The sequence below is a fragment of the Colwellia sp. C2M11 genome, from assembly GCF_018860915.1.
Lineage (GTDB): Bacteria > Pseudomonadota > Gammaproteobacteria > Enterobacterales > Alteromonadaceae > Colwellia.
On sequence record NZ_JAHKQD010000048.1, the window covers coordinates 33,410 to 51,206 of the forward strand.

Below are 17,797 nucleotides of genomic sequence, written 5' to 3' on the forward strand. Positions count from 1 at the left end.
AACATAACTCACAGAGATTAATGTTTTAGCATCTAATCAACGACAACCTGATAAATAGTTGTATTTATTTGCAGTTACTGTAGCTTATTTTGCTATCTTGATTATACTATTGAGATGTTCTTAAGGTATTAAAAATTCAGTTTAATATACTTAAAAAATCTATTTCAGGAAAATATATGGCTGATTTTTATACTCGTACTACTGTACAATTTCGTCTTATGATGGGCTTTGGCATCGTCCTTTTCATGATGATTATTATTACTATCGTCGGTATTAGCAGTGTTAATACTATTGATGAATCGATGACCTTAATAACCGATAAGAATTCAATGAAACAACGTTACGCCATTAATTTTCGGGGTAGTGTTCATGATAGATCTATTGCAATTCGTGATGTCGTTTTAATTAACAATGACAATGACCTGCAAAATACCTTAGGTAATATAAAACGTTTAGAAACTTTTTATAATGACTCAAAAATTCCCCTTGATAACATGATGATAAATAACTCAATGCCTGAAGAAGCAATCATCCTAGACAAAATTAAGCGTATAGAAAAAAACACCATGCCGTTAGTGCGTGATGTTATTGCAGCGATAGAGGCCGGTAATCAAAAAGAAGCTGAATTCATCTTGCTTGAGTCAGTAAGACCTGCTTTTACTCAATGGTTAGCTGCAATTAATCAGTTTATTGATTACCAAGAAGTAGAAAATAAAGAAGCAACCGCTCTTGTAAAGGAAACTGCTGAAAGTTTTGCAGGGCTTATGCTAGCGTTAACAGGAGTAGCCTTCCTTATTAGCGGAATAATTGTTTACCGTATAACAAAAGCTTTAAAAGTTTCGCTCGATGGTGAACCTAGAGATGTAGCAAAATTATTGTATAAAGTTGCCGAAGGTGACTTAACTCAAGAGATCAGAGCAAAACATGAGAATAGTGTTTTATATTCTTTGCAAAAAACACAAAACCAATTAAGAACAATAATGTGTAATATTGCTAATGCTGCTACCGATATGAATGTACAAACTGATATTGTTTCACTGGGCTCTTCTGAAGTATTGTCTTTAGTACAACAACAAAGGGAATATACGACAGCAGCCACCAATAATTTGAACGATATGAGAGAGAAAACATATGCTGTCTCTGAGTTGCTTGTGCAAACAGAAAGAAATTCTACAGAAACCTTAGATTCATGTACCGCAGGTAGTGAATCAGTGAATGCAACGGCAACAGAAATTAAAATGGTATTAGAAACGGTTAGTGTTGCCCTTGATAAGTTACAAAAATTAGAACAACGAACCAAAGATATCAGCGGTATTATTGCTGTTATTAGCGGTATTTCTGATCAAACAAACTTATTAGCATTAAATGCTGCCATTGAAGCAGCAAGAGCTGGAGAATCAGGCCGAGGATTTGCCGTAGTTGCCGATGAAGTAAGAACATTAGCACAAAGTACTGGCTCTGCCACCGCAGAAATTGAATCAATGTTAACTGAAATAACACAAGAAACTGCAGATTCGGTTGTTGCGATGCAATCAACGCTACCTAAAATTGAAAGAGGCCTTGCCCTAGGCGTTAGTTCCGTTGAGCTTCTAAAAGAAATAGAAAATAAAGCAAATGATTCGTTATTGAATGTGAAAAAAGTGGTCAGTGGCTCCAACGAGCAAATTATTGTTATCGACGATTTATATGAAGGTATGAAAAGTGTTACCGATATGGCTGATACATCAAGTAGTTCATTAGAGAAAAACAACAATGTTGCTCATTCTTTAAACGACTTAGCATGCCAATTAAAAACTCAGATTGCTTACTTTAAAATTTAACAGAAAATAAAGTATCCACTTCATCGATAAGGCATCGTATTTCTACTTTGTCTCCACTTGAATTGCTAATAGATTGATCTATATGAAGGCTAAAAATATACTACTGTATTTTTAGCCTGATAAAACTGAAATTATTATATTTTTTATAATATAATGTAAATCCAACAACTATGTTGTGATGTTTAATAAAATAAAAAATAGGTACATAACGCGTCTATTTATATTAGACCTTTACCAACTGACCCTAACATTCAACTAGCTTATTTTTTATGAAATTATTTATTTTTCTATTCCTTTTCCCCCTCCTTAGTTTTGCTGAAACCTTATCAGTTGCTTTATATGTAAATCATGACGATCATTTAAAATTATCACGATCATACAAGCTTAATTGGCTACTGCTAAAATTAGCGGCTGAAAGTGAAGGCATTACGTTAGATGCAAAAGAAGATTTATGGTTAAGAGGGTTGAATTTTATTAAAGAAAAAAAACTGGATGCATTAATAGGTGTGTATTATTCCGCAGAACGTGAAAATTTTAGTTATTATAGTCAGCCTTTAACAATCGATAACCTTTATTTATATTCTCAAAAGCCACATAGCCTAACGCTTAAAGATATTAATAAACACCAAGACATCGTTGGGGTCACCACGAAATCATTCGCCGAGCAAATAGCTCAAGAAATTGGTTTTACGAATATTTATCATAAGAGTAGTTCTGAGAAAGTATTTGATTTATTAATTAAAGGTAAATTGCAATACGCAATATTTACAGAATCACTTGCTAATAAACACTGCAACCTGAGACAAACCCCAAAGCTTAACAACAGCTGTATTTACCCAATGCAACCCGCTTTAGTGACAAAAACAATTCATACTATTTACAATAAAACCCCGCGAGTAATCAATATTGCTAAACGCCTTGATTCAGCCATAGATAAATTCGTTGATAAAGGTAAAGTTAAAATGTTATTTTTATCATGTGGTTATAGTGAAAAAGAATATAAGTCATGGCTTAAAATTAGGGATAATTGGATCAATAAAGATAATGGATAATTGAACGTTCCTTATGCATAAGTATTGATTGTAATATTGAGGTAGTGCAATTAATTTAATGCCTCAATTAAAACATAATAAGCTTACCAGGCAGACAAAATAACAAAACGTAAACCAATGAGTTTAGTCATTCAACGCAGCTAGATATGTTTGGTTTAGTCAAATATTTCGTTAAATTGCGTAACCATACCTATGTCGCTAGACGCATTCAGACTATACAACGTTCCTTTTAAGCATTGGTTAACATCAATAATTGAAAGCAGGATAACATAGTGTGTTAGTGCTGTGATTAAGTACTAGTTAAACACAGAAGCAGTTTCCTTTAATGCCTGAGATTGTACTGTTATATCTTCTGCAGAAGCTAATACTTCGCCTGAAATCTCAGTCGCTAACTCTACAGAGCTATTTAAAATACATTGCATTTCAGCTATTTCATTTGTAACAGCACTTTGCTGAGTTGCAGAAGCGGCAATGGATGATAACTGAATATTAACACTACCTATATCGTTATTTACCAGTTCAAATTGAGAAACAGTTTTTGTAGTTGCTGATTCAACATCGAGAATAGCAGTTGAAACATTATTAATATTTTCAACCATGGTTAAGGTATTATTTGCTAACCCATCAAGCACATCTTTTATATCAACAACATTCGATTGAGTTCGTTGTGCTAGTTGCCTAACCTCATCAGCAACAACACTAAATCCTCGTCCCGAATCTCCAGCCCTTGCTGCTTCAATAGCGGCATTTAAGGCTAATAGATTTGTTTGCTCTGCAATACTGTTAATTTGATCGACTACGGTTTTAATCCTAGCTGCACTTTCTGATAACTCATCCATAGAAACAACAGAGGCTTCCACACTCACCTTTGTTTTATTAATATTACTAGATAAGTTATTCATTGTTTCAACAACTGACGTTGATAAGTTTGTTGCTGCTGAACTAGCGGTAGCAGCCTCTTCTGTGCGTGCCGATACATCAGCAATTGATGCTGTAAGCTCTTCTACTGCCGCAGCGATAGAAATAACCCGTTCCATTACATCTTTATTTGCATCTTGATGATTGGTCGAGCGTTTAAGTATATGACTCGCTGTGTCATAAGTTAGAGATGCATTTTCTTTAACTTTACAAATCAGCTGATCTATTTTGTTAGCCATATCATCAACTGAACACAATAGTATGTCTGTTTCTTTTTTCGAGTCTTTATTATATTCCAAATTCAAGTTGCTGACTTGACCAGCACCAAGCCGATCTAAAGCATGAAAAGTTTGTTTGAAGTCTTTAAATATTATTTTGGTCACTATTTTAAGTGAAAAAGCGATAAGCACCATGGCAACTAACGCCACTAAACCTGTTTCTTTACCTAATGAAGTTGCCATTATTGTCATTTGTTTTTCAGGAACAATAATCAACAAAGCCCAGTTATAACCATTTATATGCTGGTAATAAATGTTGTTCCCATTAATGTTAAAATCACTTGATTTTCCCATATTAATTTCTGTTTGTATTTGGGCAAAATCATTAGGCTCTGGCTGAGAGCTGATCAAGATTTTTTTCGAATCAATAAGGTGCATATCTCCAATACTATTCACCGAGTATGCAGTAATAGCTTTATTAATAGATTCTAATGTTTTAGTTACTTTAAGCCCTGCAAACACAATAACATTCACATCACTCGAATCTATCTTTAAGGGGATATAGGCGGTGACATAATTTGAACCGAATAAACTAGCCATACCATAATAATCATTCCCTGAAATCAATTGGCTATAACCAGGGTGTTTATTTTTCCCCAACTTTGTACCAAAGGCTCTTTCGCCATTAGCTTTCAATAAAGACGTTGAAATACGAATAAAGTCATCATCTTTAGTTTTCTGAAAAATGGTGATCGGCATTTCATATTTTTTTGTTAATTGATCAATCAGCTCAAACTTACCGGCCAATAGCTCTCCATTTAAATATAAACTTGGTAGCTCTTCACCCTTAACTGAAATGACTTCTGAAGATACCGTAAGATCCGGCTTTATTTCTACGGTTAATTGTTCCGCTAGCTGTTGAGTTGCCTTTAGATTTAACTCAAAAGCAGGTACAAGAAGATTTGCGCTACTGAGTAGTTGCGCTTTAATACTTGATTCTGTGCTGTGTTTTACTTCTCTTTCTGCTACATAATAATTAACAACTGCCACAACAACAAAAGCAATAAGAGTAAGTGATAGTACTACGCCATTTAATTGATTTTCAATTTTCCATTTACTAATCATATAACACTTCCAACCTTCGAGATAAGTTAAACACACTGTCTTATAAATATACTAATAAAAGACATAACACAATGTTTAATAAACAAAGATCTAATTATTTTTTATTGTAATCAGCTCAATATAGATTGATTAAAATAAAAAATAGCAGTGAAATATTCATCATTATTACTAAGCACTATTTTCTTGCAACTAAATGAACAGTACTGGTAGAGCGCTCTAAAAAAGCCCCTTCACAGTAAGCAAAATAATATAACCATAAACGTTTAAAGGTTTCATCATAACCATATGGTTTTAAGTCAGACCATGATGCAATAAAGTTTTTACGCCAATCATTTAATGTTTTAGCATAATCAAGCCCAATATCATTTAAGCTTTCCATGACTAATTCACTATGTTGAGATATGTGCTGACTTAATATATTGATAGAGGGTAAGAAACCGCCAGGGAAAATATATTTTTGTATAAAGTCGACATTACTTTTGTATGACTCAAAGCGTTGGTCGGCAATAGTTATCGCTTGAATAAGCAGTTTTCCACCTGGTTTTAGTCGATCATTACACTGCTTGAAAAAGCTAGGTAAAAATTCATATCCAACCGCTTCAATCATCTCAATTGAAACAACTTTATCAAATGAACCAGTTAAATCACGATAGTCTTTTTTTAATAAGGTAATTTGCTCTGCTAATCCTAGCTCTTTAATACGCGCTTCAGCATATGCATATTGTGCATCAGATATCGTTGTCGTAGTTACTTTACAACCATAATGCTGTGCTGCATAAATAGCTAAACCGCCCCAACCTGTGCCTATTTCTAATAAGTGGTCGGTTTTTTCTAGCGAAAGACGATCACAAATAGTTTGTAATTTATAAGACTGTGCTTCTTCTAAAGAACTGTTTTCTGTTGGATAGATAGCTGAAGAATACATCATTTTAGGATCTAAAAATCGTGTATATAACTCATTACCTAAATCGTAATGCGCTAAAATATTACGCTTCGATCCTGATTGTGTATTACGGTTTTGCCAATGAAAAAAAGCATTTTTTAGTTTATTCGACCAAGACTTTTTTGCTTCTAATGAATCGGTTAACTGCTGTGCTTTAGCAAAAATACGGATAACATTGGTTAGGTTAGGACTGCTCCATTTACCATCGATAAAGGATTCTGCAACCCCAATACTACCGCCTTTAACAAAATCTTGATAAACACTCATATCATGAATATGAATTTTACCATGTATATCTGGGTTACTTGCCGTTTCAGGGAAAAGATGATGCTTTGATCCTTCAACTATTTCTAATTGTCCGTAGGTAAGCTTATCAAGAATAGAATAAACAATTGAGCGACAGCGCTGATCTAACCAAGTAGCTTCTTTCAATACGCTAACACCTTCAACTTGTTCCATTTCATACTCCTAATATTTTACAGTTTTATAACTATTTTTTTTGATAACCAATAAACGGTATACGTTTAACAAATAACTTTAGTGCTTGCCAATAAATGCCTGAGACAACCTTGATAGTCATCATTGGTAGCTGACACCACACACGTAATAAGTTACGTTGACTAAGCGATTGTTTTTCCAAGTTTAAATTTACATCAAACAACTTATCTACTTTGCCATTAAGTTTATTTGTACGTTTATTCTCAATGTTTATTACGAGTTTATTACTCTCTTTATTAGGCGCTCTAACCTGCCAATAATAAGACATATCTAAATCCATAAACGGTGATACTTGAAAAACCTTCTCATTCACCTGTTTAGCTTTATCAAGCAAATCTACTAAATAATAATGCCTTTCATTCCAAGGTGTATTACTCACTTCAGCAAGCATTTGTGTACATCTATCATCTTTGTCATAACAAAAATAAAAATTGGCCGGACTAAAATAGAGTCCAAAGCAACGTACTTGCACCAACATAACGATTCGGTTGATATCTGAATGGCCATTTAACTGCATGACTTTATTGGTTATACGTTGCTTTAATCCATATGGTTCACTTCTGAGATAATCTTTTTCAACAAATCGTAGTGGATGGAACCATGAAAAACCAAATAAACCCACCCCTTCTTTAGCATTTTCAACTTCTGAAACGTCCAGTGCTAACATATACAAAGTATAGTTAAAACTATGCTTTTTGGGGCTTAATCGTCGATGAACAATATTGCCTAAATAAATTTTGCTTTCGCTGAATTTTATGGTCATTTTTTCTCTTTAAAAACTGAAACTTTAACCTTAACCACTATTGTTCTAATGAACAGCCAAATCGTTTGGCGACTTCAATAGCACTTCTTACACCATCTTCATGAAAGCCGCTATGCCAATATGCGCCAGCAAAATGGGTCTGATTAATACCGCATATTTTATCTCTTTGCTGTTGAGCTTGAATAGATTCGCTTGAGAAAATAGGATGATGATAAGTAAATTCTCTCAAAATTAAGTTAGGGTCGATATCTTCTTTTTGATTAAGCGTGACACAGAAAGTATTCTCACTTTCAATACCTTGTAAGATGTTCATATTATAAGTAACACTTGCGGCTTTACTGCGATCTTGACTTAATTGGTAATTCCAACTGGCCCAAGCTTTTTCACGTTTGGGTAATAACGTTTTATCTGTATGAAGAATAACGGAGTTTTCACTGTAAGGCATTGCCGATAAAATCGCTGTTTCGTCTTCTGTGGCATCATTTAATAATGCTAAGGCTTCGTCTGAATGACAAGCGACGACCACATCATCAAAACTTTCGCTCGGGTTTTGGTTAAAATGCAAATGTACTTTGTTATCACTGCGAGAAATACCACTTATATCAGCATTTAACTTAATGTTATTTTCAAATGGCTGACATAGCGGTTTTAAATAACTACGAGAGCCTTTTGGGATAACATACCATTGCGGTCTATCCGCAATATTTAATAAACCATGATTATGGAAAAATTGTACAAAGAACCTGAATTCAAAATCTTCCATTTGTGATAAAGAGCTAGACCAAATAGCAGCGCCCATCGGCAAAATATAATGTTCAGCAAAAAAATCACTAAAATTGTTCTCTGTTAAAAATTGACCTAACGTCATACCGTCTTGGTAGCTTTGCGAGTCAAATATTGCTTTACATTGTTTATTAAAACGCAGTATTTCTGTTACTAAGCCCCAGAATTTAGGTCTAAATAAATTGCGTCGTTGCGCAAATAAGGTATTTAAATTGTGCCCATTATATTCCATGCCTGTTTGGCAGTTATGCACTGAGAAGCTCATTTGTGTTGCTTGTTTTCCGATACCTATTTCTGATAATAAAGCTAAAAAATTAGGATAGGTTTTATCATTGAAGACAATAAAACCTGTATCTATGGCAAACGATTGACCATTTTTTTCTATATCAACTGTCGCCGTGTGTCCGCCGATCCTGTCATTTTTTTCAAATACGGTAACATGATTTTTTTTCGACAAAAGATAAGCAGCCGTTAAGCCTGAAATACCTGAACCTATGATTGCAATATGCTTCATGCGTTATGCTTCCTTGAAATAATTCTTTGCCATACAGATGACGGGAGAAAAGATAATAGTTTTAATAACAATGTTAATCGTTTTGGAAAATGCAGATAATTTTTGCGCTTATCAACACCAACAATAATCCTTGCAGCTGCTTCGTCACTCGTAATAAGAAACGGCATTTCAAAATCATTTTTATCCGTTAACGCGGTTTTTACAAAACCAGGGTGTACTAGGGTGACACTAATATTCTGCTCAGCTAGGTCTAACCGCAAACTATCAGCTAAATAATCCATACCTGCTTTTGATGCGCCATAAGCTTCACTTCTTGGAAAAGGTAATATCGTTGCACTCGAGCTAATAAAAACAACCTGCCCGCCATCATTAATTTTGGGTAAGGTAAATTGCAGTAGCCAACCAAGTGATGATAGGTTTGTTGAAATAATGTCCGCAAAAAGTTGACCATCAAAATGCTTGGCATCATCAATATAACGGCAATCACCCGCATTTAAAATCACCCGATCTACTTGGGGAACATCATCAAGTTGCTGTGCAATGCGTTGAGCATCATTAAGATCAAACAAATAAGTTTTATAGGCTTTAGCCGATAAAAGAGATAATTTTTTTTCATCTCGACCACAGGCAATTACTTGATGCCCAAGCGCTACATATTTCTCAAATAAAGCTAAGCCAATGCCCGACGTTGCACCCGTGATTAAAATAGTTTTAATAGACATTAGTTAGCTGCCTTAGTTTTAATCCACTTGGTTAATTTACCGAAAAAAGGTAGCTGTTCGTACAACATAGCACCTAAATCAAGGTAATCTCTATGATAAAAAACTTTATCGTCTTTGCCCTTAATATGCGATGTACCAAAGACAGTAACAACCTGACCTTTGTTCAATTTATGATGTTGATATGACATTTTCCAATAAATAGCCGCTTCATCACCTTCAGCAATAACATTGTCGATAACAAAAACACACGATGATAAATTTTGATAAAGGCTGTCAAAATATTTATAAAGTTCATCAAATCCTTCAACTTGATGCATTGGATCAATGAAGGTGACATGTTGATGGTAGATAGTCGACAACAACTCGAGGTTATCGGTCGAAAGACGTTGGTAAGTGCTAACAAAGTTACTCAACCATAAAGGCTTATTAGCTGTTATATTATTCGACACATTATTTTGCATTTTTATACCATCATGTTTTATTTCAGTAATAAAAAATAAGAAAAAGTACGCCAATCACTACAGCCGTATAACATAGTAAAGGTCTACGCTACACTTTATAAAAAGCTAACGCCTTCAGTCTTGCTTCTTTATGCTCCACCACAGGCTTTACATAGATAGCCAATTTATGATTTTTAATATACTGCTCTGGAAAATGAATATGTTTATCAGGGATACTTTTTAGCTCTGGTAAATACTTACGTATGAAATCGCCGTTAGGATCAAAACGTTCACTTTGTCTTATCGGATTAAAAATTCTAAAATAAGGTTGTGAATCGCACCCTGTGCTTGCAGCCCATTGCCAACCACCATTGTTCGACGCTAAATCACCATCAATTAAGTGCTGCATAAAATATTTTTCACCTAAACGCCAATCAATCAATAAATGTTTAGTTAAAAAACTCGCAACAACCATTCTTAAACGGTTATGCATCCAACCGGTTTGATTAAGCTGACGCATTGCTGCATCAACCAATGGGTAACCAGTTTTTCCTTCACACCACGCCTTAAATAACACATCATTATTGTGCCATCGAACGTTTTGATATTTTTCTTTGAAACAAAGGTGTTTACATAACTTTTGCTCATGAAACATTAGGTGGCGATAAAACTCACGCCAAATAATTTCATTTAACCAAGAAAATTCTTCGCTATCAGATGCTAGTAATAAATCTGGAAACTTATTTAATAATGAAATTAAAACGTACCTAGGGCTAATGACGCCTGCAGCCAAATAAGGTGAAATACCTGAAGTACCTTTAATCGAAGGAATATCTCTGTGTTGCGCGTAACTTGTAACTTTATGTTGAAAAAATGTCGGTAATGCAGTGCGTTCATATTCTTTAGCTAACGGCCAGGCACTCGACAAACTGCCTTCCTGGGTAACTGTTGCAGTACTTTCATCCGACAGTGATGTGCTAGTGACTTTGCCTAGGTATTCAAAACCCGCTTGCTGAACGTATTTCAACCAAGCTTTTTTAAACGGTGTAAACACCTTAAACATGTCACCTGATTGATTTAAGACTTTGCCCTTAGGCACAATCACATCAGCTTCATAAAGCGTCAATGGAATACCTTGCGCTATACACGTAAGATCCCGTTGTCGTTCATTAAATTCAAGCTCACTATTGGCAAAAATGTTAGCTATATTATTACGGGTACAGTAGTTTTTTAAATAAGTAATTTGCGCTGAAAAATCAGGTACTGACACTAATTCAAGTTCAATAGCTAAATCTGCAAGCTCTTCAACAAGTGCCTGAGCATGCCGCTTTATAAAATCGATTTTGATAGGCGACCAGTCGTGAGCTAACCATTGTTTTTCAGATATAAAAAAAATCGCCTTACGTGGCATTTTTGACTGAGATTGAGTCAAAAAGTAATGTAAGGCGGGATTATCATGTGTTCTTAAATCATTACGAAACCAAAGTATCAAAGGAGTTCCTTTATATGCTGGTTACCATTCAAAATAGAGGCTTGGGAGTGGTAACCGGTATAAGATAATTTTAGTAGGCATATCTCAGTCTTAATTCATCTGGATACGGTGATAAATAGGCTTGTTTAGCTAAGTAATCTTTTGGGTGTTGCAACAAGTAGTGATTAATCAGCGTTAACGGTGCAACCAGTGGCACTAAACCATTACGATAAGCATCAATTTGTGCACATAATTCTTGTCTTTCGTTACTTTGTAAGTGCTTCGAAAAATACCCCTGAATATGAGCTAAGGTATTTGCATGTTTTTTGCGTGTTGCTTTAATGCTTAACGCAGCCATAAGCTCTGATATATATTGTTTAGCCATTTCTTCTAATGGTAAATCGGCTCTTGCCAATAACTGACCTAAACCTTTATAAGCAACTAAATCATGACTCATGACTGTATACTTATACTGACTGTGAAAAGTTGTTAGTTTATGCTTAGTTAAGCCTGACGCTTCAAGATTTTGCCAATGCTTATAAGCGTAAACTCGTGCGACAAAATTCTCTCGAATAAGCGGATCATTTAAACGACCATTTTCTTCACAAGGTAATAAAGGGTTAGCTGTCATAATTTCTCTAGCGAAAGCTCCGACCCCATCAGATACGAGCGCATTACCTTCAGGACTATAAACTTTTACACGCTCCATACCACAGCTTGGACTTTTTGCACAAAAAATATAACCACTTAGATCACTAGTCATAGTCGCTATTTTTTTCCCGTAAGCCACAAGAGCCTCGGTTACGTCGCCAGTTCCATCGGGTCTAGAAACACTAATCACATCATCTTTTTTGATTTGGCGTATTGTTGGTCTAGGTATCGGTAAACCAATAGCTACTTCTGGGCAATATGCTTTGTAGGTAACGTGTTGAGAAAATTCTTTTATACAAAAATTCGATGGTTTATTACTCGCATCAAAACGAACTTTTTCACCTATTAAGCAAGCACTTACGCCAATGTGTAGATCTTCTTTTGCAACTGTGTGAATCATGATGCGTTCCTTTTAATAAATAAATGCGCCAATTGGGTTAAGCAACTTATTGATGCCTTGTGTAAAGTGTAGCGCATCATTCGCTACTGTGTAGCATAAACACCCTTCTCTTGAAATCGGATGATGCTGATGAGAACCGTCAAGCATAATAAAGTCGCCTTTAACATACTTACCATTTGCATCTTCAAAGGAGCCTTCTAACAATAATGTTAACTCAAACCCTTTATGTGTATGTTCAGGTACTCCGCCGCCTGGCTGCATTTGTAATAAACTGGTATGAATTTCATTTTCATTCAACTGTATGCGCGAACGAGATAACTTACCAATATTAGCAGCTTTGCCTATAACCATATTATTTAAGGCTTTAGGTAACACATAAGTTTTATTATTAAAAACGACTGATTTTTCATCATTTTCTGGTGGTAAAAAGATAGCATCTGACTCAGTAATCGCTGCAATCATCTGATCCATATTTAAATCGTCATCAGCCAAGTGTTCCTGATAAGCGTCTTCAAAATTAACTTCTGCTACTTGGTCTGTTAATTGTGCTATTTGATGTCGACATTTCGGACACATCTCAGCATGAATAGCTATGCCAGCAGATAATGAAGCGGGTAATTCACCATTAACAAAAGATTGAATTAACTCAAATTTAGGGTGATGTTTAATCATGATGGTCTCCTAATTGTACTTTGAGTTTTGCTAATGCTAAACGCAAACGAGATTTTATCGTACCAAGTGGTAAGTTTAAATGAACAGCTAGTTGCTCTTGTGACATCTCCATAAAGTAAAAGCCTTTCACCACTTGTTGCTGTGCTTCTGGTAATTCATCAATAACCGTTAATAACTGTTTATTTTCAAGATGATCATCAAAAGACTCTTCTTCTGTTGCAATACTTTCGGCTATTGGCCAAATATCATCGCTTAATGTGTCTTCTTTATTCCCTTTAATTTTACGTAAAATATCAAAAGTGACATTACGCATAACGGTGTAAACCCATGTAGTGGCGGCTCCTTTATTTTTATCAAATAAGTGCGCTTTTCGCCAAACATTGCTCATGGTTTCTTGAACTACCTCACTTGCTTGGGTTTCATTAGGGAATTTACTACGCGCAATGCGCTGTATTTTTGGTGCAAAAAATTTAAACAAATGCGTAAATGCAATTTTGTCTCGCGAAGTAGCAACAGCATCAAGCCATTGACAAAGTTGAGGATGATCTATTTTTTCTGGCATCTGAGTAGATTTATCAGATGTCACATTACTTAGCAAGTGTGTTTGCATTGCTTTTATCACCAAGAGCTGCTTTAAAACTTATATACCTATACGGCTCCTAATTAATAAAGATCACTTAATCACAAATTTTTTTACTTACTTTTTTCTGCTTACTCAAAAGTGATTTACATTATTGCTATTCGTTAAAAATAATAGACTGCACAAACCCCTTTGCTTCCTCATAGCTATGACTGTGTACAAAAGAGGTTTTAATAGCTAAGTCGACCGGAATAAGCTCTAACCATCTTGCTACCACCCAATTAGCATTATGCGTGGCTTTTTCTACGTAAAGCTTATTGAGCATAGTATTACTATCAAAGACGTTATCTAGTGATTGTGACAAAGTATCTGTAGTGCTTTGTTCTATTTCTTGTGACCAATGTGATCTCTCAGATACCACCCCAAAGTGCAAATCATCCTCATCTTGGTCGCTCGATAAAATATTCACTAGCGACTTACATTGAACATCTATTTCTAAAATACCATCGTCACCTTGGTCAAAATTAATAATTTCAACCCAACTCCCCCAAAGAGTATCAGGCTCTTTTGGCTCCATAGTTTTTAAGTCAGGGTTTTCTGCCTTAGTATTAATTGCATCAGAGTCCTCTGATTCAATACTATTTAACCAGATAACAAAGCCTTGTTCTTGCGTTGCTATTTTTACCATTTTCAAATAACGTGGTTCAAAAATACGCAAACGAGTAATTCCACCTGGTAATATAAATACAGGTAATGGAAAAATAGGTAACCTTGTCTTTACCTTTTGCATAAGTAGTTCGCTCCTGTTGTTAAGCTATTAGATACGAAGCTATTAGATACGAATCAACACGACTAAATGATCACTTATCAATGCATTTACACTAAATAACCTGAGCTCGGTTTAATAAATTAAAACATCTTAAACCGAGTTCAAGTTAAATAAGTATTACCTTACTGACATGTTTTTTGCGAGAATTCTTTATCAAAAAACAAAGTAATTTCTGCGACATCAATACCAAATTTTGACATAGAGGTTTTATTCATTACTCGATATTTATCAATTTGATACATCCAATCATCCATACTGACTTGATACGTTTCATCATCAAGCTTTAGCAGCAAATCATACTTAAATTGAAAAGCAAAACCCTGATGTTTTCCAATAGCAATACCAGCAACATCTTCAGCTGTGCCGCGATAGCTGCCATCTTTTTGTTTAGTTAGCTGCCAATTACGAAAAGAAACCTCACCATCATTGAAATAAAACTTTTCAGCTAAGGTGCCTTTATTACCTTCCCACGTACCGATAATTTCAACACAAAAACGTCTTGTCACTTGTTGAGAATAATCTTGTACAGTGCCCCAAGCTATTACGTTACCGTTGAAGTATTGTTTAATATCAAAAGGTACCTCTGTTTCTTTATAATCCTGTAATGCCGTTGAACAGCTAGCAAGAAAAAAGGCGATAATCGAAATTAATACCATCTGAATAAGTTTATTCATCGATGTTTTCTCCTAATAATTCAGCCTTCAATTCAGGTTCACTGGTCTTTTCTGACAGCCATATGGCTAAAAATAGTTGACTAAACTCTGCTCGTTCAATAACGCCTACTTTGAGATTGTTAAAATAAAAGATAGATTTATTATCTTGAACCGACAACGCTAACTTATCGCCTGCATAAATATCAGGCCATATTGCTTTTAGTTTAGGTATAAACTGATTGTATTGAGCTTTTGAAAAACCTAAGTGTTGCCATTGTTCTATTGTGCGCTCAAGTAGGTCTGCTGCAGTAATATCTTTTAAATACTCTATTTCAAAAATCAGTTCTGCGGGTGGGTTTTCAGGTATATAGGAGCCTGACTTTGTATAAAGGGTACTATGGTAAATATCCCAAAATAAAAATGTAAACTTAGCATTACCCACTTCTGTAAAGCCAAGTTCTTTAAAGCCCGGTCCTGTAAAGTTCAGTTTGTTAAAGCTTTCAGCTGGTTTTTCTTCCTTAACATTTTGATTATTGTCAGCCTGAACTTCGAACAGTATAGAGATAAAGACCAACAATATTATTAGACCCGGTTTATACATTATTTGTCTCCTGAAAATAGAACATTTTCTTTAAATGAAAAAACAACACCATTAATATTGACCAGATAACAGCTAAGATAAAGTAAGTAGTCAAAACCTCGAATCCAAAAGTCATTGATGTTAACGATTCACCGGCGATATAACTTAGCGGTGGGAAGATAAAACCAACCATTAACTGGAATACTTTAGCTCGCGATAAAAACTGTAAGCTATGAGCAATAGTTGCGGCAAAGGCGATCCATAACATCATTAACCATAATGGAATAACTAACTGATCTTTAAATTGAAAAACATCAAAAAATAATAAGGCTGAATCAATAACAATACCTATTGTTGCAACAGAAATAATTAATTTAGCTTCTGCAGCTCGCTGTTTACAAAAATAAAAATGTAATCCTATCCATAAAATAACTATAGGAATAAAGCGATTTTCTAAAAGAATTAGCCCAAACCATGCAATGTTGAAACCGATAATATTAAGTAGCATATTAATAATAATTGTTAACTTTGTAGGTAATACGGTTGAAACTTGAATGTGGATTACTTATAGCCGACTTATTTACACCAGCAGACAAAGTAAGGCTAAAATTGGCGACTCAAAAAGTGATTAAAATTTTCGACTGTATAAGAGCCTGATACTTAAATTAGAATGCTTTTCAACTAATGGACTGTCCGTTATTTCAGAAGAAAACCAGGTATGCTGAAGGCTAAATTGAGTAAAACCACCTAAAAGAATAGGTGTGGAAATAGATAAACCAAGACCGGCGTTCATACCGCTCTTACCAGTATATTCAACTCTATTAGCATTAATTTCATCTTTACCTACACCATAATAATAATCGATATGATTACGGTCTAAATAACTCAATACCATGTTAGGCTCGACAAATAAAGGGCCAAATCTAAACGTATGTGCAATAGTAGAAGAAAGCTCAACACCATTTGAACGATTCAATACATCAAACATTGATGATAAGCCAACCTTCCAATTATTTTTTTGATACTTTAAGCCTATACCCGCATCCATAGATATTTTTCTATCGGCCATACCGGCAAAAATATAACTGTCATCTTCATCAAATCCCTGAAACCTTGGTGCAACTTGCACTAAGACGTTCAGATCAGCAACCTTCGCCACTTTGTAACTAACAAAAGGGCCGTAAACGTTTAGCTTTTCACCTCGGTAACCAATAATGGGTATTATTATATTTCGTCTGTTATAGCCTTTATATACCTCTTTACTTGTGCTTAAACCAAGGCCATATATAAAGCCGCTTCTATCAACAGGCTTTTGCGCGGCAGATGATAAAGAGACAACAAGTGCTAGGCATACAATAATTTTTTTGATCATGATTTCGTTATTCCTGCTAATAAATTAACCCTATTGTTTCAATATACGTTGTTTAGCGTATTTTAGATTTATTATCTGCCTATTTTTTAAGTGTTTAGTTTGTTTATCCGCTTAACTTCGCTTTATTTTTTAATATTTGTGAACTAATTTAAGTGGATGAGCGTATATCATGACTATAGCGGTTTTTATAATAAATAGCGCTTTATGACAAACAACACGGATAACAATCCTTAAGGACTTTACATGCGTATCTTTTTTATCTGCCTATTCACATTATTAACAGCAAGTTGTAGTAGTCATTATGCTAATCAATCCCAGGTAGGGGAAAAATTCCCTTCAATTACAGGAGAAAATCTTGAAGAACAGCAAGTGAATATTCCAAGTGACTTTAAAGGAGAAAAAACACTCTTACTTATTGGCTATAAACAAAATTCACAATTTGATATTGATAGATGGTTAATTGGCTTAGATATGACCTCAACAAAGGTTAATACTTATGAAATACCAACGATAACAGGCATGTTCCCGAGAATGTTTAGCACCATGATTGATAACGGTATGCGTGCCGGTATTCCAAAAGATTTATGGCAAGGTGTTATTACTGTTTATAGCGATGGAGAAAAGGTACAAGCTTTTACTGGCAACGAAAATCCCAATAGTGCCAGAGTCATTTTACTCGATGAAAATGGTATTATTTTGTACATGTACGATGACGGGTTTTCAGTTAGCGCGCTCAACCAAGTAAGAAGTTTTTTAACCAGTTCATAATTAAACTTACGTAATAACATTTGTC

At 34.8% G+C, this 17,797-nt stretch carries 18 protein-coding genes; 3 read left to right on the forward strand and 15 right to left on the reverse strand.

Annotated features, from left to right (window positions below):
• Positions 1-176 precede the first annotated feature (176 nt).
• Together KO509_RS14160 and KO509_RS14165 are read left to right on the forward strand one after the other, a co-directional pair.
• On the forward strand, positions 177-1,820 hold the full coding sequence (locus KO509_RS14160) for a methyl-accepting chemotaxis protein (RefSeq protein ID WP_215973918.1): 1,644 nt from the start codon (positions 177-179) through the stop codon (positions 1,818-1,820).
• Between the two features lie 269 nt (positions 1,821-2,089).
• Positions 2,090-2,872: a transporter substrate-binding domain-containing protein gene (locus KO509_RS14165; protein ID WP_215973919.1), complete on the forward strand. Its 783-nt coding sequence runs from the start codon at positions 2,090-2,092 to the stop codon at positions 2,870-2,872.
• A 296-nt stretch (positions 2,873-3,168) separates the two neighbouring features.
• Here KO509_RS14165 and KO509_RS14170 read toward each other — a convergent pair whose 3' ends face one another.
• From KO509_RS14170 to KO509_RS14240, 15 genes are all read right to left on the reverse strand, one after another.
• Complete coding sequence (locus tag KO509_RS14170; RefSeq protein WP_215973920.1) at positions 3,169-5,133, reverse strand: Cache 3/Cache 2 fusion domain-containing protein; 1,965 nt, start codon at positions 5,131-5,133, stop codon at positions 3,169-3,171.
• A 175-nt stretch (positions 5,134-5,308) separates the two neighbouring features.
• Positions 5,309-6,535 carry a cyclopropane-fatty-acyl-phospholipid synthase family protein gene (locus tag KO509_RS14175; protein ID WP_215973921.1) on the reverse strand — a complete coding sequence of 409 codons (1,227 nt, stop codon included), beginning with the start codon at positions 6,533-6,535 and terminating at the stop codon, positions 5,309-5,311.
• Between the two features lie 31 nt (positions 6,536-6,566).
• Entirely contained in the window at positions 6,567-7,337 is a 771-nt protein-coding gene (locus tag KO509_RS14180; RefSeq protein WP_215973922.1) for a DUF1365 domain-containing protein, read from the reverse strand.
• A 37-nt stretch (positions 7,338-7,374) separates the two neighbouring features.
• The gene (locus KO509_RS14185; protein WP_215973923.1) at positions 7,375-8,634 is read right to left on the reverse strand and encodes an FAD-dependent oxidoreductase; all 1,260 of its coding nucleotides are present in this window, start codon (positions 8,632-8,634) and stop codon (positions 7,375-7,377) included.
• Positions 8,631-9,356, reverse strand: a complete 726-nt coding sequence (locus KO509_RS14190; RefSeq protein ID WP_215973924.1) for an SDR family NAD(P)-dependent oxidoreductase — start codon at positions 9,354-9,356, stop codon at positions 8,631-8,633. Before KO509_RS14190 ends, KO509_RS14185 begins: the two co-directional genes overlap by 4 nt.
• Positions 9,356-9,817: a nuclear transport factor 2 family protein gene (locus tag KO509_RS14195; protein WP_215973925.1), complete on the reverse strand. Its 462-nt coding sequence runs from the start codon at positions 9,815-9,817 to the stop codon at positions 9,356-9,358. The genes KO509_RS14190 and KO509_RS14195 overlap by 1 nt, the downstream gene beginning before the upstream one ends.
• An 88-nt stretch (positions 9,818-9,905) precedes the next feature.
• Positions 9,906-11,288, reverse strand: coding sequence for a deoxyribodipyrimidine photo-lyase (gene phrB, locus KO509_RS14200; RefSeq protein ID WP_215973926.1), 1,383 nt, complete (start codon positions 11,286-11,288; stop codon positions 9,906-9,908).
• Positions 11,289-11,358: 70 nt separating this feature from the next.
• The gene (locus KO509_RS14205; RefSeq protein WP_215973927.1) at positions 11,359-12,318 is read right to left on the reverse strand and encodes a DUF523 and DUF1722 domain-containing protein; all 960 of its coding nucleotides are present in this window, start codon (positions 12,316-12,318) and stop codon (positions 11,359-11,361) included.
• 12 nt (positions 12,319-12,330) lie between these two features.
• The gene (locus tag KO509_RS14210) at positions 12,331-12,990 is read right to left on the reverse strand and encodes a ChrR family anti-sigma-E factor (protein ID WP_215973928.1); all 660 of its coding nucleotides are present in this window, start codon (positions 12,988-12,990) and stop codon (positions 12,331-12,333) included.
• Complete coding sequence (locus KO509_RS14215) at positions 12,983-13,600, reverse strand: sigma-70 family RNA polymerase sigma factor (RefSeq protein ID WP_215973929.1); 618 nt, start codon at positions 13,598-13,600, stop codon at positions 12,983-12,985. The genes KO509_RS14210 and KO509_RS14215 overlap by 8 nt, the downstream gene beginning before the upstream one ends.
• A 127-nt stretch (positions 13,601-13,727) precedes the next feature.
• Positions 13,728-14,360 (reverse strand): LON peptidase substrate-binding domain-containing protein, encoded by a 633-nt coding sequence (locus KO509_RS14220; protein ID WP_215973930.1) that lies wholly within the window; start codon positions 14,358-14,360, stop codon positions 13,728-13,730.
• A 161-nt stretch (positions 14,361-14,521) separates the two neighbouring features.
• Positions 14,522-15,073, reverse strand: coding sequence for a DUF3833 domain-containing protein (locus KO509_RS14225; RefSeq protein WP_215973931.1), 552 nt, complete (start codon positions 15,071-15,073; stop codon positions 14,522-14,524).
• Positions 15,066-15,653, reverse strand: coding sequence for a chalcone isomerase family protein (locus KO509_RS14230; protein ID WP_215973932.1), 588 nt, complete (start codon positions 15,651-15,653; stop codon positions 15,066-15,068). Before KO509_RS14230 ends, KO509_RS14225 begins: the two co-directional genes overlap by 8 nt.
• Positions 15,646-16,140 (reverse strand): DUF2878 domain-containing protein, encoded by a 495-nt coding sequence (locus tag KO509_RS14235; protein WP_215973933.1) that lies wholly within the window; start codon positions 16,138-16,140, stop codon positions 15,646-15,648. Before KO509_RS14235 ends, KO509_RS14230 begins: the two co-directional genes overlap by 8 nt.
• A gap of 120 nt (positions 16,141-16,260) precedes the next feature.
• Complete coding sequence (locus KO509_RS14240; RefSeq protein WP_252727610.1) at positions 16,261-17,004, reverse strand: MipA/OmpV family protein; 744 nt, start codon at positions 17,002-17,004, stop codon at positions 16,261-16,263.
• A gap of 243 nt (positions 17,005-17,247) precedes the next feature.
• Here KO509_RS14240 and KO509_RS14245 point away from each other — a divergent pair, with 243 nt between their 5' ends.
• On the forward strand, positions 17,248-17,772 hold the full coding sequence (locus tag KO509_RS14245; protein WP_215973934.1) for a hypothetical protein: 525 nt from the start codon (positions 17,248-17,250) through the stop codon (positions 17,770-17,772).
• Positions 17,773-17,797: the final 25 nt, after the last annotated feature.